This is a genomic window from Collinsella acetigenes, assembly GCF_012844445.1.
Taxonomy (GTDB): domain Bacteria; phylum Actinomycetota; class Coriobacteriia; order Coriobacteriales; family Coriobacteriaceae; genus Collinsella; species Collinsella acetigenes.
This window is the reverse complement of record NZ_JABBCP010000007.1, coordinates 1-18021: the sequence shown is the minus strand read 5'-3', so window position 1 is coordinate 18021 and position 18021 is coordinate 1. Positions and strand designations below refer to the sequence as shown.

Annotated in this window: 15 protein-coding genes; 3 read left to right on the top strand and 12 right to left on the bottom strand. The window is 68.0% G+C overall.

Annotated features, from left to right (window positions below; all coding sequences use genetic code 11):
• The first annotated feature begins 3 nt into the window (after positions 1-3).
• From HF320_RS07565 to HF320_RS07555, 3 genes are read left to right on the top strand one after another with little or no spacing between them, the layout of a single operon-like run.
• Positions 4-450, top strand: coding sequence for a CopG family transcriptional regulator (locus HF320_RS07565; protein ID WP_073293300.1), 447 nt, complete (start codon positions 4-6; stop codon positions 448-450).
• The gene (locus HF320_RS07560) at positions 438-1709 is read left to right on the top strand and encodes a relaxase/mobilization nuclease domain-containing protein (protein WP_073293302.1); all 1272 of its coding nucleotides are present in this window, start codon (positions 438-440) and stop codon (positions 1707-1709) included. Before HF320_RS07565 ends, HF320_RS07560 begins: the two co-directional genes overlap by 13 nt.
• Positions 1706-2260: a hypothetical protein gene (locus HF320_RS07555; RefSeq protein ID WP_169277777.1), complete on the top strand. Its 555-nt coding sequence runs from the start codon at positions 1706-1708 to the stop codon at positions 2258-2260. The genes HF320_RS07560 and HF320_RS07555 overlap by 4 nt, the downstream gene beginning before the upstream one ends.
• Positions 2261-2373: 113 nt before the next feature.
• On the opposite strand, the gene HF320_RS09025 is transcribed toward HF320_RS07555, so the two are convergent.
• From HF320_RS09025 to HF320_RS07495, 12 genes are all read right to left on the bottom strand, one after another.
• On the bottom strand, positions 2374-3255 hold the full coding sequence (locus HF320_RS09025) for an SHOCT domain-containing protein (RefSeq protein ID WP_211159019.1): 882 nt from the start codon (positions 3253-3255) through the stop codon (positions 2374-2376).
• 130 nt (positions 3256-3385) lie between these two features.
• On the bottom strand, positions 3386-5323 hold the full coding sequence (locus HF320_RS07545; RefSeq protein ID WP_169277776.1) for a tellurite resistance TerB family protein: 1938 nt from the start codon (positions 5321-5323) through the stop codon (positions 3386-3388).
• Between the two features lie 250 nt (positions 5324-5573).
• Positions 5574-6305, bottom strand: a complete 732-nt coding sequence (locus HF320_RS07540) for a class B sortase (RefSeq protein ID WP_101677779.1) — start codon at positions 6303-6305, stop codon at positions 5574-5576.
• Between the two features lie 72 nt (positions 6306-6377).
• Positions 6378-9119 carry a VaFE repeat-containing surface-anchored protein gene (locus HF320_RS07535; protein ID WP_169277775.1) on the bottom strand — a complete coding sequence of 914 codons (2742 nt, stop codon included), beginning with the start codon at positions 9117-9119 and terminating at the stop codon, positions 6378-6380.
• A gap of 12 nt (positions 9120-9131) precedes the next feature.
• On the bottom strand, positions 9132-9590 hold the full coding sequence (locus tag HF320_RS07530) for a DNA gyrase (RefSeq protein WP_169277774.1): 459 nt from the start codon (positions 9588-9590) through the stop codon (positions 9132-9134).
• A 109-nt stretch (positions 9591-9699) separates the two neighbouring features.
• Positions 9700-10701 (bottom strand): VirB6/TrbL-like conjugal transfer protein, CD1112 family, encoded by a 1002-nt coding sequence (locus tag HF320_RS07525; protein ID WP_219350861.1) that lies wholly within the window; start codon positions 10699-10701, stop codon positions 9700-9702.
• Between the two features lie 2 nt (positions 10702-10703).
• Positions 10704-11402, bottom strand: a complete 699-nt coding sequence (locus HF320_RS09020) for a hypothetical protein (RefSeq protein WP_211159018.1) — start codon at positions 11400-11402, stop codon at positions 10704-10706.
• A gap of 30 nt (positions 11403-11432) precedes the next feature.
• Complete coding sequence (locus HF320_RS07515; protein ID WP_211159017.1) at positions 11433-13034, bottom strand: NlpC/P60 family protein; 1602 nt, start codon at positions 13032-13034, stop codon at positions 11433-11435.
• A gap of 2 nt (positions 13035-13036) precedes the next feature.
• Positions 13037-15514 (bottom strand): VirB4-like conjugal transfer ATPase, CD1110 family, encoded by a 2478-nt coding sequence (locus HF320_RS07510; RefSeq protein WP_169277773.1) that lies wholly within the window; start codon positions 15512-15514, stop codon positions 13037-13039.
• Positions 15483-15908 carry a PrgI family protein gene (locus tag HF320_RS07505; RefSeq protein WP_073293314.1) on the bottom strand — a complete coding sequence of 142 codons (426 nt, stop codon included), beginning with the start codon at positions 15906-15908 and terminating at the stop codon, positions 15483-15485. Before HF320_RS07505 ends, HF320_RS07510 begins: the two co-directional genes overlap by 32 nt.
• Positions 15909-15920: 12 nt before the next feature.
• The gene (locus HF320_RS07500) at positions 15921-16136 is read right to left on the bottom strand and encodes a hypothetical protein (protein WP_006234636.1); all 216 of its coding nucleotides are present in this window, start codon (positions 16134-16136) and stop codon (positions 15921-15923) included.
• A gap of 84 nt (positions 16137-16220) precedes the next feature.
• Positions 16221-18021 (bottom strand): VirD4-like conjugal transfer protein, CD1115 family (locus HF320_RS07495; RefSeq protein WP_169277772.1); only part of this gene is annotated, 1801 nt, incomplete at its 5' end.

The following is an 18021-nucleotide window of genomic DNA, read 5'->3' as shown; positions in this document are numbered from 1 at the left end:
GCCATGAAAGAGGAAGCCGACGCCGCCAAAGGCAAGGAGCGTCGAGTCACGTTCCGCATGGAGGGAAGCGACTACGACGCGCTTTGCGAGCGGTGCGAGCGCGCCGGCCTCAGCAAGTCGGAGTACCTGCGCTACCTCGTTCGCATACCGCTGTCGACGGATGCCAACGCGGGAGACGAGCACCGCATACTCGTGGACCGCAGGGCCCTTTGGTCGATGTCTCGGGAGCTCACGAAGTGGGGCTACCACTACAACCAGGCAGTGCACGCGATGAACCTCATCAACTTCCACGCCCGCCACGGGCACGTCGACCGGGACCTCGTCGCGGAGAGCATCCCAACGATCGAGCACGAGCTCGCCGACGTGAACGGCGCGGCCCGCGAGATGGCGGCCGAGCTCGGGCGCATCGGCGCCGACTCGCTCGTGGAGGGCTCGCCATGCCGATCCTGAAGCCGATAAGCGGCCACGGCTCGACGGGTGGCATCCGCCGCTACCTCGAGAAGGGAGGCCGCGCCCTGGCGCGAGACCTGTTCAACCTGAGCTACGACGAGCGCGACGCCGGCGCTCTGGGAGAAGCCGCCAAGGAGGCCTGCGCCTGGGACGCCGAGATGGACGCCACGCGCGCCGCGTTCGGCACGGACGCCTCATGGAGGGGCAAGCCCGCGCGCACGTTCAAGCACTTCGTGCTCTCGCCGGACCCCGGTGACGACATCGACCTGGCCGCTCTGCGGGAGCTCGCGTGCTCGTGGGCGCTCAAGCACTTCGGCGACCACGAGATCGCCATCGTCTACCACGACGACAACGCCCGCGGCATACCGCACGCGCACATCGTCGTGAACAACGCGAACCTCCGTACCGGCTACCGCATGCAGACCCAGCACCCGGAGGACCTCAACCGAGACCTGCAGGACATGGCGCGAGCGCGCGGGCTGTCCGGGCTCTCCAACGACAGGTCGCCCGTATCGCCCTCGAGGGCACGCGGGCGGGCCGGCGCGGGCGGGCCCAGGAGCCGCAGGAACGTCTACCTTGGAAGGGCCGAGAAGGAGATCATGCGCTCGGGCGGCTACTCGTGGGTCGGCGACATCCGCGCCCGCGTCGCACTCGCCAAGACCACGGCGCGCGACGAGGCGGAGTTCCTCGGCATCCTCGACGCCCTGGGCGTGCACGTCGCCGACAACTCGGCCAAGGCGCGGCGGGACGACTGGGTGTTCAGCCTTGTCGAGGAGCCGTCCAAGAGGGTTAGCGGCGAGCGTCTTGGGTTCGTCTACGGCAAGGAGATGCTCCGCCGGCGCTTCGAGCGCGAGGGCGCCTACCGTCCCACGGACGCGAGCACCGCGCGCATTCGCGAGGCCGCTGAGCGCGCCCTCGAGCTCAACGACCTCTCGGAGCTGAGCAAGCTCTCCTCGGCGCTCGAGACCTGTGCGAAGTTCGACGTCGAGTCCATCGAGGAGTTCGGGCTCAGGATGGCGACGCTGGAGCGCCGCGGCCAGGCGGGCGGCGAGGGGTACCGCCGCCTCGAGGCTGCGCGCGATTACATGGCGATGAACGGGCTCATGCCGCTCAAGACCCGCTACGGGGACGATCGCGGGCGCGGCGCTGCCGAAGGAAACTCTCGCGACGGCCGTCGCGAGGACGAGCAACAGCGAATCCTCGCCGCCGAGCGGCAGCGGGCTCAGCAGGACCAGCGCAGGGAGAGGGGCCGGAGATGATGGTGAGGATAGAGTATGAGGGCGGCAGGACGACGCTGTTCGACACGCTCTCGTTCACGGAGGGGTCGCCGTTCTCCGGCGCGAACATGCTCACGGAGTTCGAGCTCGAGATGCGCGAGGAGCCCGAGAAGGGGCTCTGGCTCACGGCGAACTGGCACCAGGTGCGCGACGACTGGCGTGCCGACGCGCCCGCGGACGGCATCCCGGCCGCGCGCAGGTCCCGCGGGTGGCGCTTCATGCTGGCCTCGGAGGCGGAGCTTGGGCGCGCCCGCCGCGTCCTGCTCGACGGCGACGAGGCGTTCGCCCGGGTGCGGGGCTACCTGTGCGACGCGGCTGCAATTTGCGCTTGCTACCGCGAGCACGTGGGCCCTCCCTCAAAACCGCTGAAATCGCAGATAAGGGACCTGCAGCGCGCGCTGGGGAGGGCGGAGGTCCCGGGCGTGCCAGACGAGCTGGCGAGGCTGCTCGCGCAAGAGAAGGAAGAGGGCGCCGAGGAGGGCGCCCGCAAGGTAAAGGAAGATTGGGGTGACGTCGATGAAGAGGCTTGGTAGGTTCCTCATGGCGGCGCTAAAGGTCACGCTGGGCTTTTTCGTCTGGCTGTTCCGCGCCGTGTTCAAGTGGGTGATGTGAAACACGCTTGCGTAGCGGAATTGCCGGCAACGACTCACAAACCGAGAAGCTGTTTCTTCTTCGCGGCGTAATCCTCATTTGTTATGGCGCCTGCGTCGAGAAGCTGTTTCCATTTTAGTAGCTCATCTGGCGCAGATAAAGCATCGGCCTGACGCGAGGGGCTGTTCGCCGTGCGCATGGATTCCTCTTGCTCTTCCGCTTCAGCCGCCTTGTCATCGAGTTTGCTTTCGATGAATCGAGCTATCTCTATGGCGGCTTGCTTCCTGTTCTCCCCTGGATCGAAAGAGAAGACTATTTTTTTCTGCTTTCTGGATACCGCTGTCGTGAAAAGGAGAAAACCGAGGTTCTCCTCTCCTTCTGGGATGTAGAACTCAAAATCGTCAACGTCTTTGTATCGAACCGTTTGCTCGCCAAAGGGGACGTCGAATTGCGGAAGCACAGGCAGGTCGTCTATTGTTGGCCGATTCGACTTCGATATCACTTCGCCGGCTATTTCCGCTCCAGCGCGCATGGCTATTTTCCCTAACGATCCGCCACTCGAGAAAGCTCCCAGAGCTATTTTTGCAAGATTGGCGGCATCAAAAGCGTCGACGTTATCGTCTTCGTCGATTGAAAGGCCGCGTCGCCCGCTCGCTATCAACCCCAATTGCTTGCGGGCGTCGCTTGGATCGAAATCATCTTCAGTGACGATAATGACCGACTCGTCTTTGACGACTAGCCCTTGATCGTTGCCGCCATCAAAGATCTTAAAGAGACCGGGAATTATCAAGCCGTCAAAGTAGGATCCCAGCTTAGTAATAGCATCTGAAGGAAAACCAGCGGAAACGGCTCGAGCAAGCGTCTTCTCTCGCTGCTCGTGAACCTCTTCGTTCGTCGAGTATATTTTGTTCTTCCACGTTGGAGCGAGTATCTTCATGGAGCACTTTTTGCAAAGGGTCAAAGCCCCGTAATGTTCTGGGAGGATGCTGTTGCCTTTACACGAGTCGCATATGGCCATTATCTCTTCTCCTGCTTCTTTTTAGTGGTTGAATCATTCCTGTAAGACCTCAAAGCAACCGCTTGGCCCGTTCATCGTAGATCTTGTCGAGCTCCGATTGCACGTACTCCTCTTTGAGCCTCGCGACGAAACGAGCATCCGAGAACAGTCGGTAGACGAGCACCGCCGCGCCTCCGAGGTCGAGGCACTTGGGGTTCTTCGTGATCGATGCCTGCACGACGCTGCTCGAGGTCGCGATGGTGTCGGAGATGAGGATGATCTTCTTGGTGCGCGCCTGGTACATCTCGGTGCAGTAGTCCGACCCGTCGTCCTTGAATATCAGCGAGCAGCCGTGGAGCGCCGCTATCAGCCAGTTGATGAGCACCGTCATGCCCGCCTGCATGCCGACTTTCAATACGTCGCCAGTGCTGACGTATTTGGTGAGGGCCTCGGTGTGCGCCTTGTCGAGAACGAGGTTGGCGAACGGGACCTGTATCCCGCACGGCGTGTAGAGGTCCGTGCCGATGTGGATCAGCTGCTTGACCAGGGCCGCTGCGGCGGCATCCGGCTCGCTCACGACGCGCCTTCCCGCCGCGACCAGCATCTCCACGGTCCCGGCGGGCGCCCCGATCAGCGGGTTCTTCCCGAAGGCGTCGTAGGAGACCGAGTAGGTCGCGGGGATCCGCGCGCCGATCCCGAAGACGTTGGCGTCCTTAACGCAGGTGATGCTGTTGGTCATGATGTTTGAGGTCCCGAACACGAGGCCGAGCACCGGGTCGTGGCCGAGGGTCGCGAACCGGTGGTTCGCCCCCTTGAACACCTTGAAGTTCTCAGCCTCGTAGCGCGTCGCGTCGTACGGCACGCCTCGCGAGGAGAGGATGTGGCTCTTGGAGGCGAACAGGCGGCCCGATTCCGCCGGATCCCCATCGCCGAAGCCGGAGAAAACGCGGTCCTGGAAGCTGTGCAGGGCGTCCTCCTTGGCGTTGCCCGCTCCCGCCCGCTCGACCTCCGTCAGGGAGTTGATGACGAGCACGCGGGCGACCTGGAGCATGGTCGCGGCGACGACGAAGGCCGCGTCGGCGTCCTGCAGCCTCGTCCGCTCCTTGAACTCGCGGTCAATGCGCTCGAGATTCTCGCCGTACTCGCGGACGGACTTCTCGACCGCCTGCTCGGCCCAGCCCTCGTCAACGGCCACGCATGCAGCCCTCGCCGCCATGTAGTCGGCGAAGAGCCTGCAGGCGTGCTCCTCTTCCTCCGTCACCTGACCGTCCGAGGCCGCGGCGACCTGCAGCTGCTCGGCGATGGAGCCCAGCGACACGATGCTCACGTTGTCTAGGCAGTCCTTGACCCGGTCGAAGGACAGGTCCTCGTCGTCCGCGATCGCCTGCACCCTCGCCTTCACGTCGTCCGGGAGGCCGCCGTCCAGCTTGAGGTAGTCGAGGCCGTCCTCGAGCCACTCCCGCTCCTCTTGGGAGAAGTCGCCGTCGCAGCGCATCAGGAAGCAGAGCGTCGCCACGTAGGCGTAGATGAAGTTGTGCCGCTTCTCGCCCGCAAGGTAGGCCCCCTGCTTGATGCCGTCACGGAACCCCTTGATGCATGCCTTGCGGAGTCGCGCGGAGAACGAGTTCTCCTTGATGGCGTTGATGCCGCCCTCGACGGTCGACGCAGCGCCGGACGCAAGGGACGACGCTCCCTGGGCCAAACCCATTGCGGCGCCGACGGCGATTCCGCCCACCGCGTTCGCAGCCCCTGCGATCGCCTTGCCCGCATCGGACGACGCAATCTGCTCGCCGGCGCTCGACACGCCTTCCGCAGCCGAGCACATGGCGCTTCCGACGGCTTCGGATGCCGAGGCGGCCGTATCGACGATGGCGTTCCCCGCGTTCTCGGCCGCATTCGCGACGCCCTTGGCGGCGGACTCGACGGTCGCCGATGCGCCTTTTGCCATCTCTCCTGCGGCGTGGGCAGCTTGGGACAGAGCTTCCCCGAGATCGAACTTGAGCGCCATTCTGTATCTCCTGACGTAAACGAACCTTATGTAAGGCGCTCGTGCGCAACCGATGCAACACGGCACACACGACGCGTCTCACTCGCTCTTCATTATCCCACTATGCGCAAGCCCCTCGTCCGACCATCGGAGCGAGGGGCTTGATCGTTCTGTTCGGTTGCGATTTCGTTTTTCGGCAGCTAGTCCCGGTCGTCATCGCCGGCTGCGCAGCAGGCGTAGGCCGTGAGCGTGAGGAGCCCCATGAGGAGCCCTATTCCGAAGGGCGCGAATCCCATCCTTCCACCTCCTTCGCGTAGACGACGGTGCGCGAGTTGCTCGTCTGGTAGCTGCACGTCACGAAGGCCCAGGCCTGCGCGACGTCCGAAGGCTCTTCCAGGACGACCTCGCACCGGGACAATTTGTCCCCGAGGTAGGCGGCGAGCGCCGCCGCGTCTGCGAAGTCGGTCCGCTTGCCCTCCGAGCTCGCGTCGACCACGTCGGCCGCGAAGACCTCGAGCTCGATCGCCTTCTCGCGGGTGTAGACCCGGATGGTGCGGTGCCCCTCGGCGAAGTCGCGCGACGAGTACTGCGCGAGCGGCGCGAACATGGTGCCGTCGGACATGTGGTGCCCGTAGACGATGACGAGCGGGCTCTCGGCGCCCTGCGCGCACCCGGCGTCTATGTAGGGAGCGCCCCACGCGGATCTTTCGCCGCCGGCGTCGTGCGTGAGGTAGAAGTCGGGCGATTCAGTCCGGCCCTGGACGATCGGGTAGTCGACGGTCGTGCCCGGCACGCGCACCCAAGCGACGACGGAGGCGGGAAGGGCGTCCCAGTCGATGCCGCCTCCCGTCTCTTGAGCCTCCATTGTCGCGTCCTCTTCCGCAGTAGGCACCTCGTGCACCTCGTACGGGTTCCTCTCGGGCAGCGGCAGGACGGCGAGCGCCCCCATCGCCAGCAACGCCACGGCAATGGCGAGCGCCGTGGCAGCTTTCCCTTTGTTCATGTCCTCCCCCGTTCGCAGGGGAGGCCCCGGGCGAGCGCCCAGGGCCTCCGGTTCGGTATCGATGCGGCGCCGCTACTCTTCCGGCTCTTCGGCAGGCTCTTCGGCTGCCGTGTCCTTGCTTGCGCCGGCCGTCTTGCGCTTGCGGTACGCGAGCGCTCCGCCCGCACCCGCCGCAGCTGCCAGAGCGATGCCCGCGGCCACGGCGTAGCCGGTGCCGTCGGGGGCGTCGGCCCCGGTCTTGGCGTAGGGCTCCTCGGGGACCTCGGGCGTGTCGGGGTTGTCCACGACGACGCTCTGCTCGGCGGAGTCGATGTCCTCGTGGGTTGCAACGACGTTGCCGGCGGAGTCCAGGACCTTCTCGAAGACGACGAGCTCGTCTCCCTCGGCCAGGCCCTCGGTGTCGAACTCGAAGGTCACCTCGACGGTGCCGGAGGGCGCCTCGGGCTCGAAGGGCGTGCGCGCGGTCACCTCGTTGCCGTCCTTGTCGAGGAACGGCTCTCCGGTGCCCTTGTCCATGAGCGTGCCCACGGCGATGTAGGTCTCGCCGGGGACGAGGCCCTTGTAGGCCACCGCGTCGACGACCTTGGCCTTGCCGGCCTCGATGACCTGGTCGCCGTCGGCGGCGTCAGCCGCCTGCGTGCTTACCTCGACGGCGACGTGGACTGTCTGGCCCTCGTCGGAGAGGTCCGCGTGCGACGCCACCTCGGCTCCGTCCTTGCGTAGGCTCTCGAACACGACCAGGTCGCGGCCGCCGAGCAGGCTCGCGTCGAAGGAGATCTCGACGTCCTGGTTGCCCGTCGAGAGCGCGGGGGCGAACTCGGCCTTGGCCTCCACGGGCATGCCCGAGACGTCGGTCACGGGCTCGCCGGTCGCCTTGTCGACGAGGGTGGCCGAGAGCTCGTACTCCTCGCCGGCCTTCAGGCCCTCGTAGGCGACGGCGTCGACGACCTTGGCCTCGGCGTCGGCCGAGACGTCCTTGTCGCCGTCCGCCCCGTCCTTTGCCGTGGTGGAGATGCGCGGGCCCTCCTGGTCGTCAAGGCCCATCCACACGGCCTTCGCGACCGTCGAGTCGCGATCGATCCAGAAGCTTCTCGTGATGAGCTCGAGGCCCTCGTTGGCATCGCAGCGCAGCTCGGTCATGGTGTAGGCGCCGTACGGCAGGGCCGCCAGCGAGTCGTCGACCGGCGCCGAGGAGCCGTCCTCGCCGAGCGAGAACCAGATGCCGGCCTTCGGGTCCATGTCGGCGGCAGCAATCGGGCCCTCATGGCCGAGCAGGGCGTCGTTGGCGTTGGTGTCCCTCGAGTGCTTGTTCCAGCTGCTCGCGGTCGACGCGTCGCCGTTGCGGTCCGTGACCAGCACGTGAATCTCGCCGGTGGCCGCGTTCTCGATGGCGAACGGAACCATGAGGCCGGCGTTGTCGGACTCGCTCTTCTTGGAGAGCTCGAGGTCGTTGCGCACCACCTGGTCGCGGAACTCGAGCGCGGCGCCGTCCGCGGAGGCGCTCACGATCTCGTCGCCGGTGCGGACCTCAAAGGTGCGGGGCTCGCCGTCGGTCAGCAGGTAGCTCCCGTTCGTCGCCGTCTCCCGCACGTCGTAGGTTCCGTACGGCAGTGCGTTGGCCGCGGTCTGCGCGGTGTAGGCGCCGGCCTCGTCGTTCCATGCGGTGGTCAGCGTGGCCACGGCCTCGCCCGGCTCGCGCCACTCGCCGTCAACGAGGACCTTGTGCGCCGAGCGGTTCGTGACGGTGAACTCGATCCCGTCGAGGCCGGGGTGCTCGCCAGGCGCCTCCTTGTGGCCGCTGCCCGCGAGCGCCTCGGACGCCTGCAGCTCCTTGTCGGACTTGGTCACCTGCACGCCGCCGCGGAAGACCTCGTCGGTCACGGGGTCGCCCGTGAGGTCGCACACCTCGCCGGCCTTCACGGTGAACGCGACGGGGACGTCGCTGGCGTCGTAGCCCTCGGGCGCGCCGGACTCGACGATGCGGTAATTGCCCGCGGGAAGCGCGTCGGCGCCGGTCGCGGCGACGTGCGACCCGTCCTCGGGCGCGGTCTTTATCGTGGCGCATACCTCACCGTCGGCGTAGTACTTGCCGCCGACCAGCACGTAGCGGCCGGTCTCGTTAACGACGAAGAAGCTCGCGCCGTCGAGCGAGGCGTCGCCCTGGGGCTCCGCGCCCGCCTCGGAGTCCGTTTTGGCGACCTTGACTCCGCCTGCGGACCAGCTGAAGCTCACGAGCGTCTGGGAGCCGCCGCCGGTCCTGACGCAGAACGCCTCGAACCCGGCGGATACCTTGCCGGCGCCCGCCTTCATCTTGGCGAAGGTCCCGCCGATCAGCTCGGATTTCGCCCAGGAGGCGAACTCGGCGCTCGTGCCGTGCGTGGCAGCCGACTCGGACCCAGAGTAGGCGTAGGCGATGAGCACATGGCTCGCCGCCGCGTACTTGGCGTCGTCCCAGCCGCCGCCGTCGTACCAGCTGCCCGGGAACATCGACGCGTCGAAGCCGGGAGAGCCGAACGAGTACCAGATCGCCGCTGTCACGTCGCCGCTCGGCACGGGGCTCGTCGAGTAGGAGCCCGGCGCGGGCGTCGGGGACGAGGGCTCGGCGCAGTAGGCGATGTTGCCGTCGGCGCTCATCCACGTGGTGGCGAAGCCGCCGTAGGGGATCTTGCCGCCGATGGACACGTCTACCGTGCTCGGCGCGGCGTAGGCGGGCGAGGCCGCCACAGAGGCGAGCAGAGCCCCCGCCGCCAGGATGAGCGCCATGGCGCATCGGAGGAGCTTTTCCTGCAGGGTGCAGTCTTTCGCTGCGTTCATCTTTCCGCCTCCCTATCTCTCGACGCTTCGCTGTGCGCGGGGCGCCTCGTGCTCGGCGGCGCGGCTCGCCTGGCGGGCGTGCTCGGCGCGCTCCGCGAGGTAGCGCGAGCGCCCTGCGTCAACGGCCTCCTTGAGCTGCGCCGGCATGACCTTCACGGTGTCCTTGACCGTGCGTCCGTCCTCGTCGAGCTCGGGCCGGCCGTCCGGGCCCATCACCGTCTTCCTCAGCCACACCTCGCGGTTCGCGAGCAGCGGTATGTCTCGGAAGTCGGCCCCCTTGAAGCGGCTCTCGTTAACGAACATGGGGCTGAACTCGTAGCCTCCCACGTCCATGCCGTCGACGACGGTGCCCTTGGGAAGGGTCGCCGAGTTGAAGGTCCTGGCCTCGCCGGTCGCGCGGTCGGTGTACTCGATGCCCTCGCGCACGAAGCTCTTGTGCAGCGAGAGGTACACGTTCTTCCTCTCTTCCATGTCTTTCCTCCTTTTCGTTTTCAATCGGTCCTTGTCTTCATCCGCCGGGACGCGTGCCCCGGCGCGGTGCCCCTATCTCATGGCGACCGCCCCCTTCCTCGCTTTTCCGCTAGAAGCCGCTCACGATGTCGCGCGCCCAGGAGCCGCTTTTCACGAGGGCCAGGATGAGCAGCACGCACATGGCCAGGTACTGCAGTGCGTAGGTGAGCCCGTTCGCGACCGCGTCGGCCGGGGTACCCGTCCCGGGGTTCGCCCCGGTGAGCCCGCCGAGCACGAGCGGGAACGATATGAGTAGCACGAGGATGATGACGCCGGCGATGCAGACCGCCCCGAAGCTCTTCAGGTAGCCAAGGCCTATCTGGCGCGTGGCGTCCATGCCGAGGAACGCCAGCGGGATCGGGGCGAACGCGGCCATGATGTAGAGCTGGAGCGCGCGGGCCCAGCAGACCACGAGGGCGACGACGTAGGCCGCCAGCACCACGACCCAGCTGATGAGGCTCACGACGAGCATGGCGATGAGCGACGGGATGTCGTCGTCGGTGGTGACGACGGACACCTCGGGCAGGTCGAGCGCGCCTCCGGCGCCGAAGAGCGCCTCGACTCGGTCGATGGCGAGCCCGCAGACTTCGTAGATCGACGCCATCAGGTCGAAGCTGTTCTGTATGAGGAACAGGAACACGGCAAAGAACACGAGAAGGAAAACGACCTCCTTGACGCCGGGAAGGCTCTGGCTGCCGTCCATGCGCTGGGAGATCTCGATGAGCTTCAGGGTGAAGACCAGGCCGAGCACCCCGCACCCGATCGGCAGGATGGCAACCTGCCATACGCCCCGGGCGACGTCGTGCATGGTCAGGTCGCTCGAGCTCGTGAGCATGTGCGCGAAGTCGGCCGAGAGGATCCCGTTCGCGCCGATCGACCCGAGCACGCCCGTTTGCGCCTTGAACATCCAGTTGCAGCAGTCGCGCAGAAGGCCGCACAGCCAATCGTTGACGTCCCCGGCTATGTCGGCGTATGCCGGCTGCACGGGGACGAGCAGGAGCGCGCAGAGGGCGAACGCCGTCGCGGCGGAGATGGCGAACGCCCTTCGGCGTCGCGCCTTGAGCGCCCCCATGGCTACATCGCCTCCAGCGAGCCGCCGCGCGAGACCACGGTGACCACCGTCGAGGCGGGGTCGTCGAGCGTGAAGGTCGTCGACGCGACGTTCCCGGCGTAGTCGAGCCACACCTCTTTGTCCCAGGAGGCACCCGCCGCCTGCGGGGACACCTCCGCCGCCTTCCTGGCGACGATGTCTTCGATGTCGGCCGAGTCTGCGCCCAACGCCTCGGAGAGGCGGTCGTCGGTGCCGGTCACGGAGAACGCGCCGCCGCGCACCTTCTGGGGCGTGTACGCCTGCGTCAGGAGGTCGCAGGCCAGGGTGCGGGCGTCCCCGTCGCCCGAGACCTGGATGAGCGAGAGGCCTCCCGGCTTCTCATTGGTTCCCTTGACGTCGATGGGCACGCTGAGCACGCCGCCGGCCTCGGAGGGCTCCTCGGCCGAGAAGAACCAGGCGCGCTCGGTGCCGCCTGAGCTCTCCACCATGGCGCCCTCGACGATCCGCAGCGTGGCTGTCGGGTCGTCGGCGCCCGTCCATACGGTGTTCCAGAGCGCCTCGGCGCCCGAGGCGGCCTTCCCGGTTGCCGCGTCGGCGCCTGCAGCCGCGGGCTGCTCTTGCTCCTGGGGACTATCCTGCGCGCCTTCCTGCGGGGCGATGGCGCAGCGCGCCGCGCCCGCGCCGAGCGCCACGACGAGCGCGCCTGCCGCGACGGCGGCCATGACCCTTGACTTTCCCTGCATTGGTTTCTCCTATCTCGCGGTGAGCGCGCAGCTGAAGCTGCCGATGCCGCTCGCTATGCGGCACACGTCGCCCGTTCGCGGCTCGTGTATGTACCTGTCGTCGCCGATGTAGATGGCCACGTGGCCCGAGCGGTAGAGGATGTCGCCGGGCTTCGCCTCCGAGAGCGGTATGCGCCTGAGCTCCTCGTACTGGGAACCCGTGTAGTGGCTTATGCGGATGCCCGCCTGCGCGTAGCAGTACTGCGTGAGCCCACTGCAGTCGAGCGCCTTGCCGGGGGTCGAGCCTCCCCAGACGTAGGGCACGCCGAGCTGGCTGTACGCCGCCTCGACGATCGCGTTCCCGTTCGCGGTCGAGTCCTTCAGGTCCTCGACCGTCATGGAGTCGAGCCGGTAGAGGCCCCATTGCGCCATGATCGACTTCAGGGACTCGACGTAGGACGAGTCGGTCGCCCAGCCGGCGTCCTTGAGCCCCTCGGCCATCCTGTCCGAGTCGTGCCTCTCGATCGCCTCGCGGATGAGGGCGTTGCCCGAGTAGCGCTCCGCCTGCAGGAAGACCCTGCTGCGGAAGCGGATGCACTCGGCGTCGCCGGTGAAGCGGATGAAGCTCGCCGTGATCTGGGTGTGCTCGCCGGGCACGTATTCCTCGCTGGTGGCCCAGTTCGCCTTGCCGGCCACCTCGGGGCAGCCCGCGTAGCCCGACCACCACTTCATGCCGAAGAGGTTGTGGTCGCGCTCTGCGAGCTGGCTCATGCGGTCGCCCTGGCCGGACTCCTGGATGATCTGCGCGATGGTGCAGCCCGCCGGGTGCCCGTACTCCTCCTGGCACTCGAGCGCCGCCTCGACCATCTCGTAGGTGATGTAGGGCGGCAGCCCCTCGAGGCCCCGCTTGGAGGCCGCGTCGTCCCAGAAGCCGAACAGCGCGCTCAGCAGCTGCGCGACGGCGAGCGCGCATGCGACGAAGGCCATAATCCCGGCCACCGCCCCGAGCAGGGCGGGCGCGGCGCCCGAGACCGCGCCCGCGATCGCGGAGGCGGCGCCCTTCGACCCCGCGGCTCGGGCCGCCTCGCCCGACGCCTGCGCGGCCGCCTGGGCCGCTTGATGCTTGGCCGGGGCGGTCGCGCCGGCTGCCTCGGGGCCGCGCGCGCCTCCCTTTGGGGCGCCGAGGGCGGTCGCCGCCTTGCGGCTGCCTTGGGCTGCTTCCTTCGCCTTCCTCCGCCGCAGCCCTCCCGCGGCCTTCTTGGCCGCACGCCCCGCGTCGTACATGCCCGAGACGCCCTCGAGCTCCTCCGAGTCGTCGAGCTGGGAGACGGCCTCCCGGGCGATCGCCAGCTTCGCCGCATCGACGCGCGAGCGCATCGCGGCCGCCGCGCGCCGGTCGCCGGCTGGTTGGGACAATTTGTCCCCGAGCCCGCCTTCCGGCGCGTCGGGCCTGGAAGGGCGCCCCTTCGCCGCTGCGGCGGGGCCTCCCGCCTCGTCGAGCGGGCCGGCACCCTCCGAGACGTTTCCCAGGGCGTCGCGCTCGGTCTCCGCGACGTCGCCCGCGGTGAGCACGTCGCGGCGCCGCGCCCCTACCACCTCGAGCATCCCGCCGCCCTCGCTCGGGCCGGCCATTCCTATTCCTCCGCCTCTCGCGCCGCCCGGCGCATCTCGCGCTCGGCGACCTCTGCGGGCTTGGTGTTCCACAGGTCGTAGAGCGAGCCCCTCGGGAAGTCGTCGGTGATGGGCACGCGGATCCCGGCGCTGATGAGCAGGCCCTCGCCGGGCTTGACGGCGTCGCCGATGTAGCCGCGCTCCGTGGCGGAGAGCTGGAGCATCTCCGCCCATGCGTCGAGGTCGGCGGTGGACTGCTTGTGCAGCAGGAAGAACTCGGAGTTGAGCACCATGTCGCGGGCCTCGGCGTTGGCCAGCATGTGGCTCGTGTTCTGGCTGATGCCGGTGCAGATGAGGCCGAACTTGCGTCCTTCGCGCCACAGGCGGGCGAAGTACTCGACCACCGTCGGGTGCGCGAAGAGGCTCTGCACCTCGTCGATGTAGAGCCAGGTGTAGTTGGGGCGCGGCGGCGTGACCATCACGCGGTTGCGCACCATCTCGAGCGCCGTGATCATGCCGAACACGCGCATGTTCTGGCCGAGGCCGTGCATGTCGATGTTGGTGATGCGGTTGTCGAGCGCCACGTTGCTCTGGCCGTTGAAGAAGGAGAACGCGCCCTTCACGTAGCGCTCGTAGCGCAGCGCGATGTCGGCGGCCTCGGGCTCGGGCTGAGCGAGCAGCGCCGCGTGGAAGTCGCCGAGCGTGGGCAGGCGGCCGTCCTTCGCGCACTCCCGGTACGCCTCGCCGACGCAGCGGGCGATGATCGAGCGGTCGCGCTCCGGCAGGCCCTCGCGGCCCTCGGCCATGAGCGCGCTCGAGAGCGCGAGCACCGCGTCGGTCTTGTACGCGAGCTTGGCGGCGTCGGCGCGGTCCGCGACGTCGGCGGTGTCGAGGGGGTTGAGCACCGCCGAGCATCCCGGGGCGAGCTCGACGTTCGCGCCGCCGAGCGCGCCGACGAGGTTGCCGTACTCGCCGGCCGGGTCGAAGATCACGACCTCGTCCTCGGGGTGCGCGAGCACGGTGTTGGTTATCTCGCGCTTCACCGAGAAGCTTTTGCCCGAGCCGGGCTTGCCGCACACGAAGCCCATGGGACTCGCCAAGCGCTTGCGGTCGCACAGCACCAGGTTCCCGCTCTCCTTGGACTGCCCATAGTAGCCTCCGCCCGCCTCGTCGAGGCTCTGGCTGGCGAAGGGCATCTGCATGGCCACCTGCCCCGTGGTGAGGTAGCGGCTCACGGTGACGTGGTTGTCACCGAGCGGGAGCACCGAGTTGAGAGCCTGGCGCTGCCGGAAGTGGAGCGGCTCGAGGCCGATCGTGCAGCCCTGCGCGACGCTCGTCACCTGCTGGACGCGGCGGTCGAGCTCCTCGAGGCTGTCGGCCCAGGTGTAGACGAGGCCTGTGTAGACGAACAGGCGCTCGGACTTGTTGCGCAGGAAGTCGAGCAGCTCCTCGGCCTCCTCCTTCGAGAAGCGCAGCTCGGGCGGCAGGATCTGGTAGTCGTAGCCCTTCTTCACGGCGCTCATCTGCTCGTCGATGATCTCCTTGTCCATCCAGTCGATCTGGCGCTTCACGAGCGCGAGCGCCTCGCTCTGCGCGATGGGCTGCACGTGCAGCGTCACGTTGAGCGGCAGCGGCAGGTCGATGATGGAGGCGAGGTAGGTCTCCTCGATGACCGACCCGAAGCTGCGCACCGCGAGCACCGCGCCGTAGCGCTCGTCGCTGCGGAAGCAGTCGGACCTGCCTTCGGGCTTGAAGTCGAGCGTGGAGGGCATGACGAAGTCCTTCGTGCGCGCTCCCGACGCCGGGGACAATTTGTCCCAGGAGAACTCGAAGCGCGACCCCGGGCGCAGCTGCCCCTGCAGAAGCTCGAGCCTCTCGACGCCGTCGAGGGCGCGCGACGAGCAGCGTATGCGCGCGAGCGTCTGTTCCACGTCGCCCCGGATGCGCGCGAGCTTGGGCACCGCGGCGTCGACGTCGTCGGCGCCCACGGCGTAGGTCAGGTAGCGGTGGCGCACGAGGTTCGAGACGCCCTCGCGCATCTTGTCGTTGAGGATCCGGTTGTACTCTTCGGCGAGCCCGGCGGTGGCGCGCTCCCCGGGCTCGAAGAAGACCTTGCGGCCGACCTCGTCGGCGGGGATGGGCGCGTTCACTACCTGGAGCTGCACGTGGGAGTCCGCCGGGAAGTAGTTGAACAGCGAGCTCATCACGGTGAAGGCCGTCTCGCGCGCCTCCTTGCGCGCGGACTGGTAGCTGATGTCGGAGAACTCGACCGTCTGGCTGAACACCCCGGGCATCACCTGGGCGATTCCGTCCTTGTACATGGCGTCGTAGCCGACGTAGGCGGCCATCTCGCGCGAGCGGTCGCGCTCCCGGCGGCGCCTCTGCCGCTCGGCCTCCGCGCCCTTCGAGGCGTCCTTGCGCCCGCCCGTGCCGCCGAGGAGCAGCCCGAGGGTGCTCGGGCGCTTCGGCCTATTCTCCTTGTTGCTTCTTGCTCGGCTCATAGAGCTCGGCTCCTTTCTTCCTTGCCCTGCGCCTCGCGCGACGTCCCGGGCGGCCCGGGCGCGGCGAGCCCTCGGGGAGGCTCCCGGCGAGGCAGGGCTCGTACGCGAGCAGCTGTGGGGAGAGCTCGTGTGCCGCCAAAAGCGGCAGCAGCTCCTCGGCGCGCATGCCGAAGGGCCGCCAGAACCCGGCGAGCCAGAACGGCATGCTGCAGAGCATGATCGGGAAGGCCGCGTCCGCGACGTCGGCGTGCAGGCCCAGGTGGACGAAGGCCGCCGCCCCGACCGCGCTGCCGAAGCCGAGCGACACGCATGCGAGCGTGCGCAGGCTCATCTTCCCGACGATCTTCTCCTCGTACTCGCCGATGTCCTTCTGCACCGGTATCCTGAGCGCCATCCGCGACGCCCCCTATGCCGGCAGCCAGGACGTGTCCAGCTGACCGAAGTAGACCGACGCGGCGATGATGATCGCGCCGCCGGCGATGGTGGATATGGCGGTCGCGATCTGCGGGCCGCCCTGCTGCTCCCTGATGGCCAGGCCGAGCGAGACCGCTCCCCACACGACCAGGAAGCCGCCGAGGAAGGTCACGCAGCCCGACACGAGCTTGATGACGTTTGCGAGCATGCTGCTCTCCTTTGCTTTCGGTTGACGATGTTCCTTGCTGTTCCTCCCCCGCGGCGGGGGAGGCCCGCGCCCGCCGCGGCCCCGTCACGAGTTGCCTTCCTTCTGCCTGCGGTACTCCGCGAAGTCGAACGGGCCGCGGCGCGCGGCCTCCTCGAGCAGGCGCGAGCGCGGGTGGCGCTCGAGCCGGTACTTCCGGTCCATGAGCGGCATGCACCCGTTCACGAGCACGAGCGCGTCCTCGCGCGGCATGCGCGCCACCTCGGCGGGCTGTATGAGGTCGCGCTCGGAGATGCCGCGGTTCACGGTCCGGGTCCAGCCGGCGCCCCGCGAGTCGCTCTGCGTCTCGCTCGCCACCGTCTGTTTGCCGGCCATCTTGCTGATCTCCTCGTTGGTCTCGTTCGCCTTTCCGCCCAGGTAGAGCAGCGTGTCGCAGGCGTTCACGATGGTCTCGGCGTTGTTGTCGCCGTAGGTCTCCTTCAGCTGCGAGAGAGACTGGGCGATCATCGAGACGGCGATGTTCCGGCTGCGGGTGACGGCGATGGTCCGCTCGAAGTCGGGTATGCGCCCGATGTTGGCGAACTCGTCGAAGACGAAGTGCACCGTTGTGGGCAGCGAGCCGCCGTGCGCCTCGAGCGCCTCGGCGCAAAGCGCGCTCACGGCCGTATCCATGAGCAGGGCGAACAGGAAGTCGAAGGTCGAGTCGGTGTCGCTCATAGACGCGAAGAGCGCGACCTTGGCGCCCTCGTCGCCCATGTGGGCGAGGTCGAGCTCGTCTTTGGAGGTGAGGTCGCGCACGGCGCGGATGGAAAGCGGCTTCAGGCGGACGTTGCAGCTCGAGAGCATCGACTTCATGGTGTCGCCGGCGGCCACGCGGAACTCGCGGTAGCTCGCGAGCGCGAAGTCGTCGGGCGGCGCGGGCTCGCGGACCTTGACCCACTCCCACGCGCCGTCCTCCTCGGAAAAGCCGCGCAGCGATCCGCCCTCCGCCGAGGCGCCGCCGCGCCTGACGTAGCGCTCGCCGGTCTCCAGCTCGCGGAACACCATGTCGAGCGGGCTCATGTAGCCCGGGTCGTCGCGGGCGTCGGCGAGCGAGAGCAGCGTGAGCAGCCCGTCGAGGTTTCGGTCGGCGGGCTCGCAGTGCATGACGAGGTAGGCCGTGAGCGCGGTGTAGACCAGGCGCTCGGCCTTCTCCCAGTAGGGGTCGCCTTTGTGGTCGGCCTCGCCCTCGGTGTTGGCGACGATGCCGCGGGCGAAGCGGATGACGCCCGCCTCGTCGCGTATGTAGGCTATGGGGTTGAAGCGCATGGAGCGCGTGAAGTCGATGGTGTCGAACGCGCGGATCTCGTAGCCGAGCTCCGCCAGCGCGCCGCCCATCTCGCGGATGAGCGTGCCCTTCGGGTCGGTCACGAAGAAGCTGGCGTTGGCCTGCAGGAGGTTCGGCTTGACGTAGTAGCGCGTCTTGCCGGTGCCGGGTCCTCCCACCACGAGCACGTTGTCGTTGGTGTCGGTGGAGAGGTCGAACCTGCGGCTCACGAGGCGGATGCGTGCGTTGTCGGTGAGGATGATGTTGTTGTCGGGGTCCTTGGGGTCGCCGAAGGGCGCGATGTCCTTGCGCGTGGCCCACCTGGAGCTACCGTGCTCCTCGCCGTCGCGCCGGGCCCCCTTGGTCCCCAGTGAGCGGGCCCAGGCGAGGAGCGCGCCGCACGCGCAGGCGGTCCCGGCGCACAGGGGAACCGCCTCCGCGGAGAAGACGCGCCCCGCGCGGAGCGCCGCGGGGATCGCCGCCATGGCGGCCTCCGGGTCGAGGATCGGGTTCGCGCCCGACGCCGCGATTGCCGCGGCCGCGAAGTCTCCCGCGGCGAACGCCGCCGCGGCCAGCGCGGCC

What these genes read in the sequence shown, in the direction of transcription:
- HF320_RS07565 (WP_073293300.1), top strand. Translation starts at nt 4, where the DNA reads ATGAAAGAGGAAGCCGACGCCGCCAAAGGCAAGGAGCGTCGAGTCACG.
- HF320_RS07545 (WP_169277776.1), bottom strand. Translation starts at nt 5,323, where the DNA reads ATGGCGCTCAAGTTCGATCTCGGGGAAGCTCTGTCCCAAGCTGCCCAC.
- HF320_RS07540 (WP_101677779.1), bottom strand. Translation starts at nt 6,305, where the DNA reads ATGAACAAAGGGAAAGCTGCCACGGCGCTCGCCATTGCCGTGGCGTTG.
- HF320_RS07535 (WP_169277775.1), bottom strand. Translation starts at nt 9,119, where the DNA reads ATGAACGCAGCGAAAGACTGCACCCTGCAGGAAAAGCTCCTCCGATGC.
- HF320_RS07505 (WP_073293314.1), bottom strand. Translation starts at nt 15,908, where the DNA reads ATGGCGCTCAGGATACCGGTGCAGAAGGACATCGGCGAGTACGAGGAG.
- HF320_RS07510 (WP_169277773.1), bottom strand. Translation starts at nt 15,514, where the DNA reads ATGAGCCGAGCAAGAAGCAACAAGGAGAATAGGCCGAAGCGCCCGAGC.
- HF320_RS07530 (WP_169277774.1), bottom strand. Translation starts at nt 9,590, where the DNA reads ATGGAAGAGAGGAAGAACGTGTACCTCTCGCTGCACAAGAGCTTCGTG.
- HF320_RS07560 (WP_073293302.1), top strand. Translation starts at nt 438, where the DNA reads ATGCCGATCCTGAAGCCGATAAGCGGCCACGGCTCGACGGGTGGCATC.
- HF320_RS07500 (WP_006234636.1), bottom strand. Translation starts at nt 16,136, where the DNA reads ATGCTCGCAAACGTCATCAAGCTCGTGTCGGGCTGCGTGACCTTCCTC.
- HF320_RS07525 (WP_219350861.1), bottom strand. Translation starts at nt 10,701, where the DNA reads ATGGGGGCGCTCAAGGCGCGACGCCGAAGGGCGTTCGCCATCTCCGCC.
- HF320_RS09025 (WP_211159019.1), bottom strand. Translation starts at nt 3,255, where the DNA reads ATGAAGATACTCGCTCCAACGTGGAAGAACAAAATATACTCGACGAAC.
- HF320_RS09020 (WP_211159018.1), bottom strand. Translation starts at nt 11,402, where the DNA reads ATGGCCGCCGTCGCGGCAGGCGCGCTCGTCGTGGCGCTCGGCGCGGGC.
- HF320_RS07555 (WP_169277777.1), top strand. Translation starts at nt 1,706, where the DNA reads ATGATGGTGAGGATAGAGTATGAGGGCGGCAGGACGACGCTGTTCGAC.
- HF320_RS07515 (WP_211159017.1), bottom strand. Translation starts at nt 13,034, where the DNA reads ATGGCCGGCCCGAGCGAGGGCGGCGGGATGCTCGAGGTGGTAGGGGCG.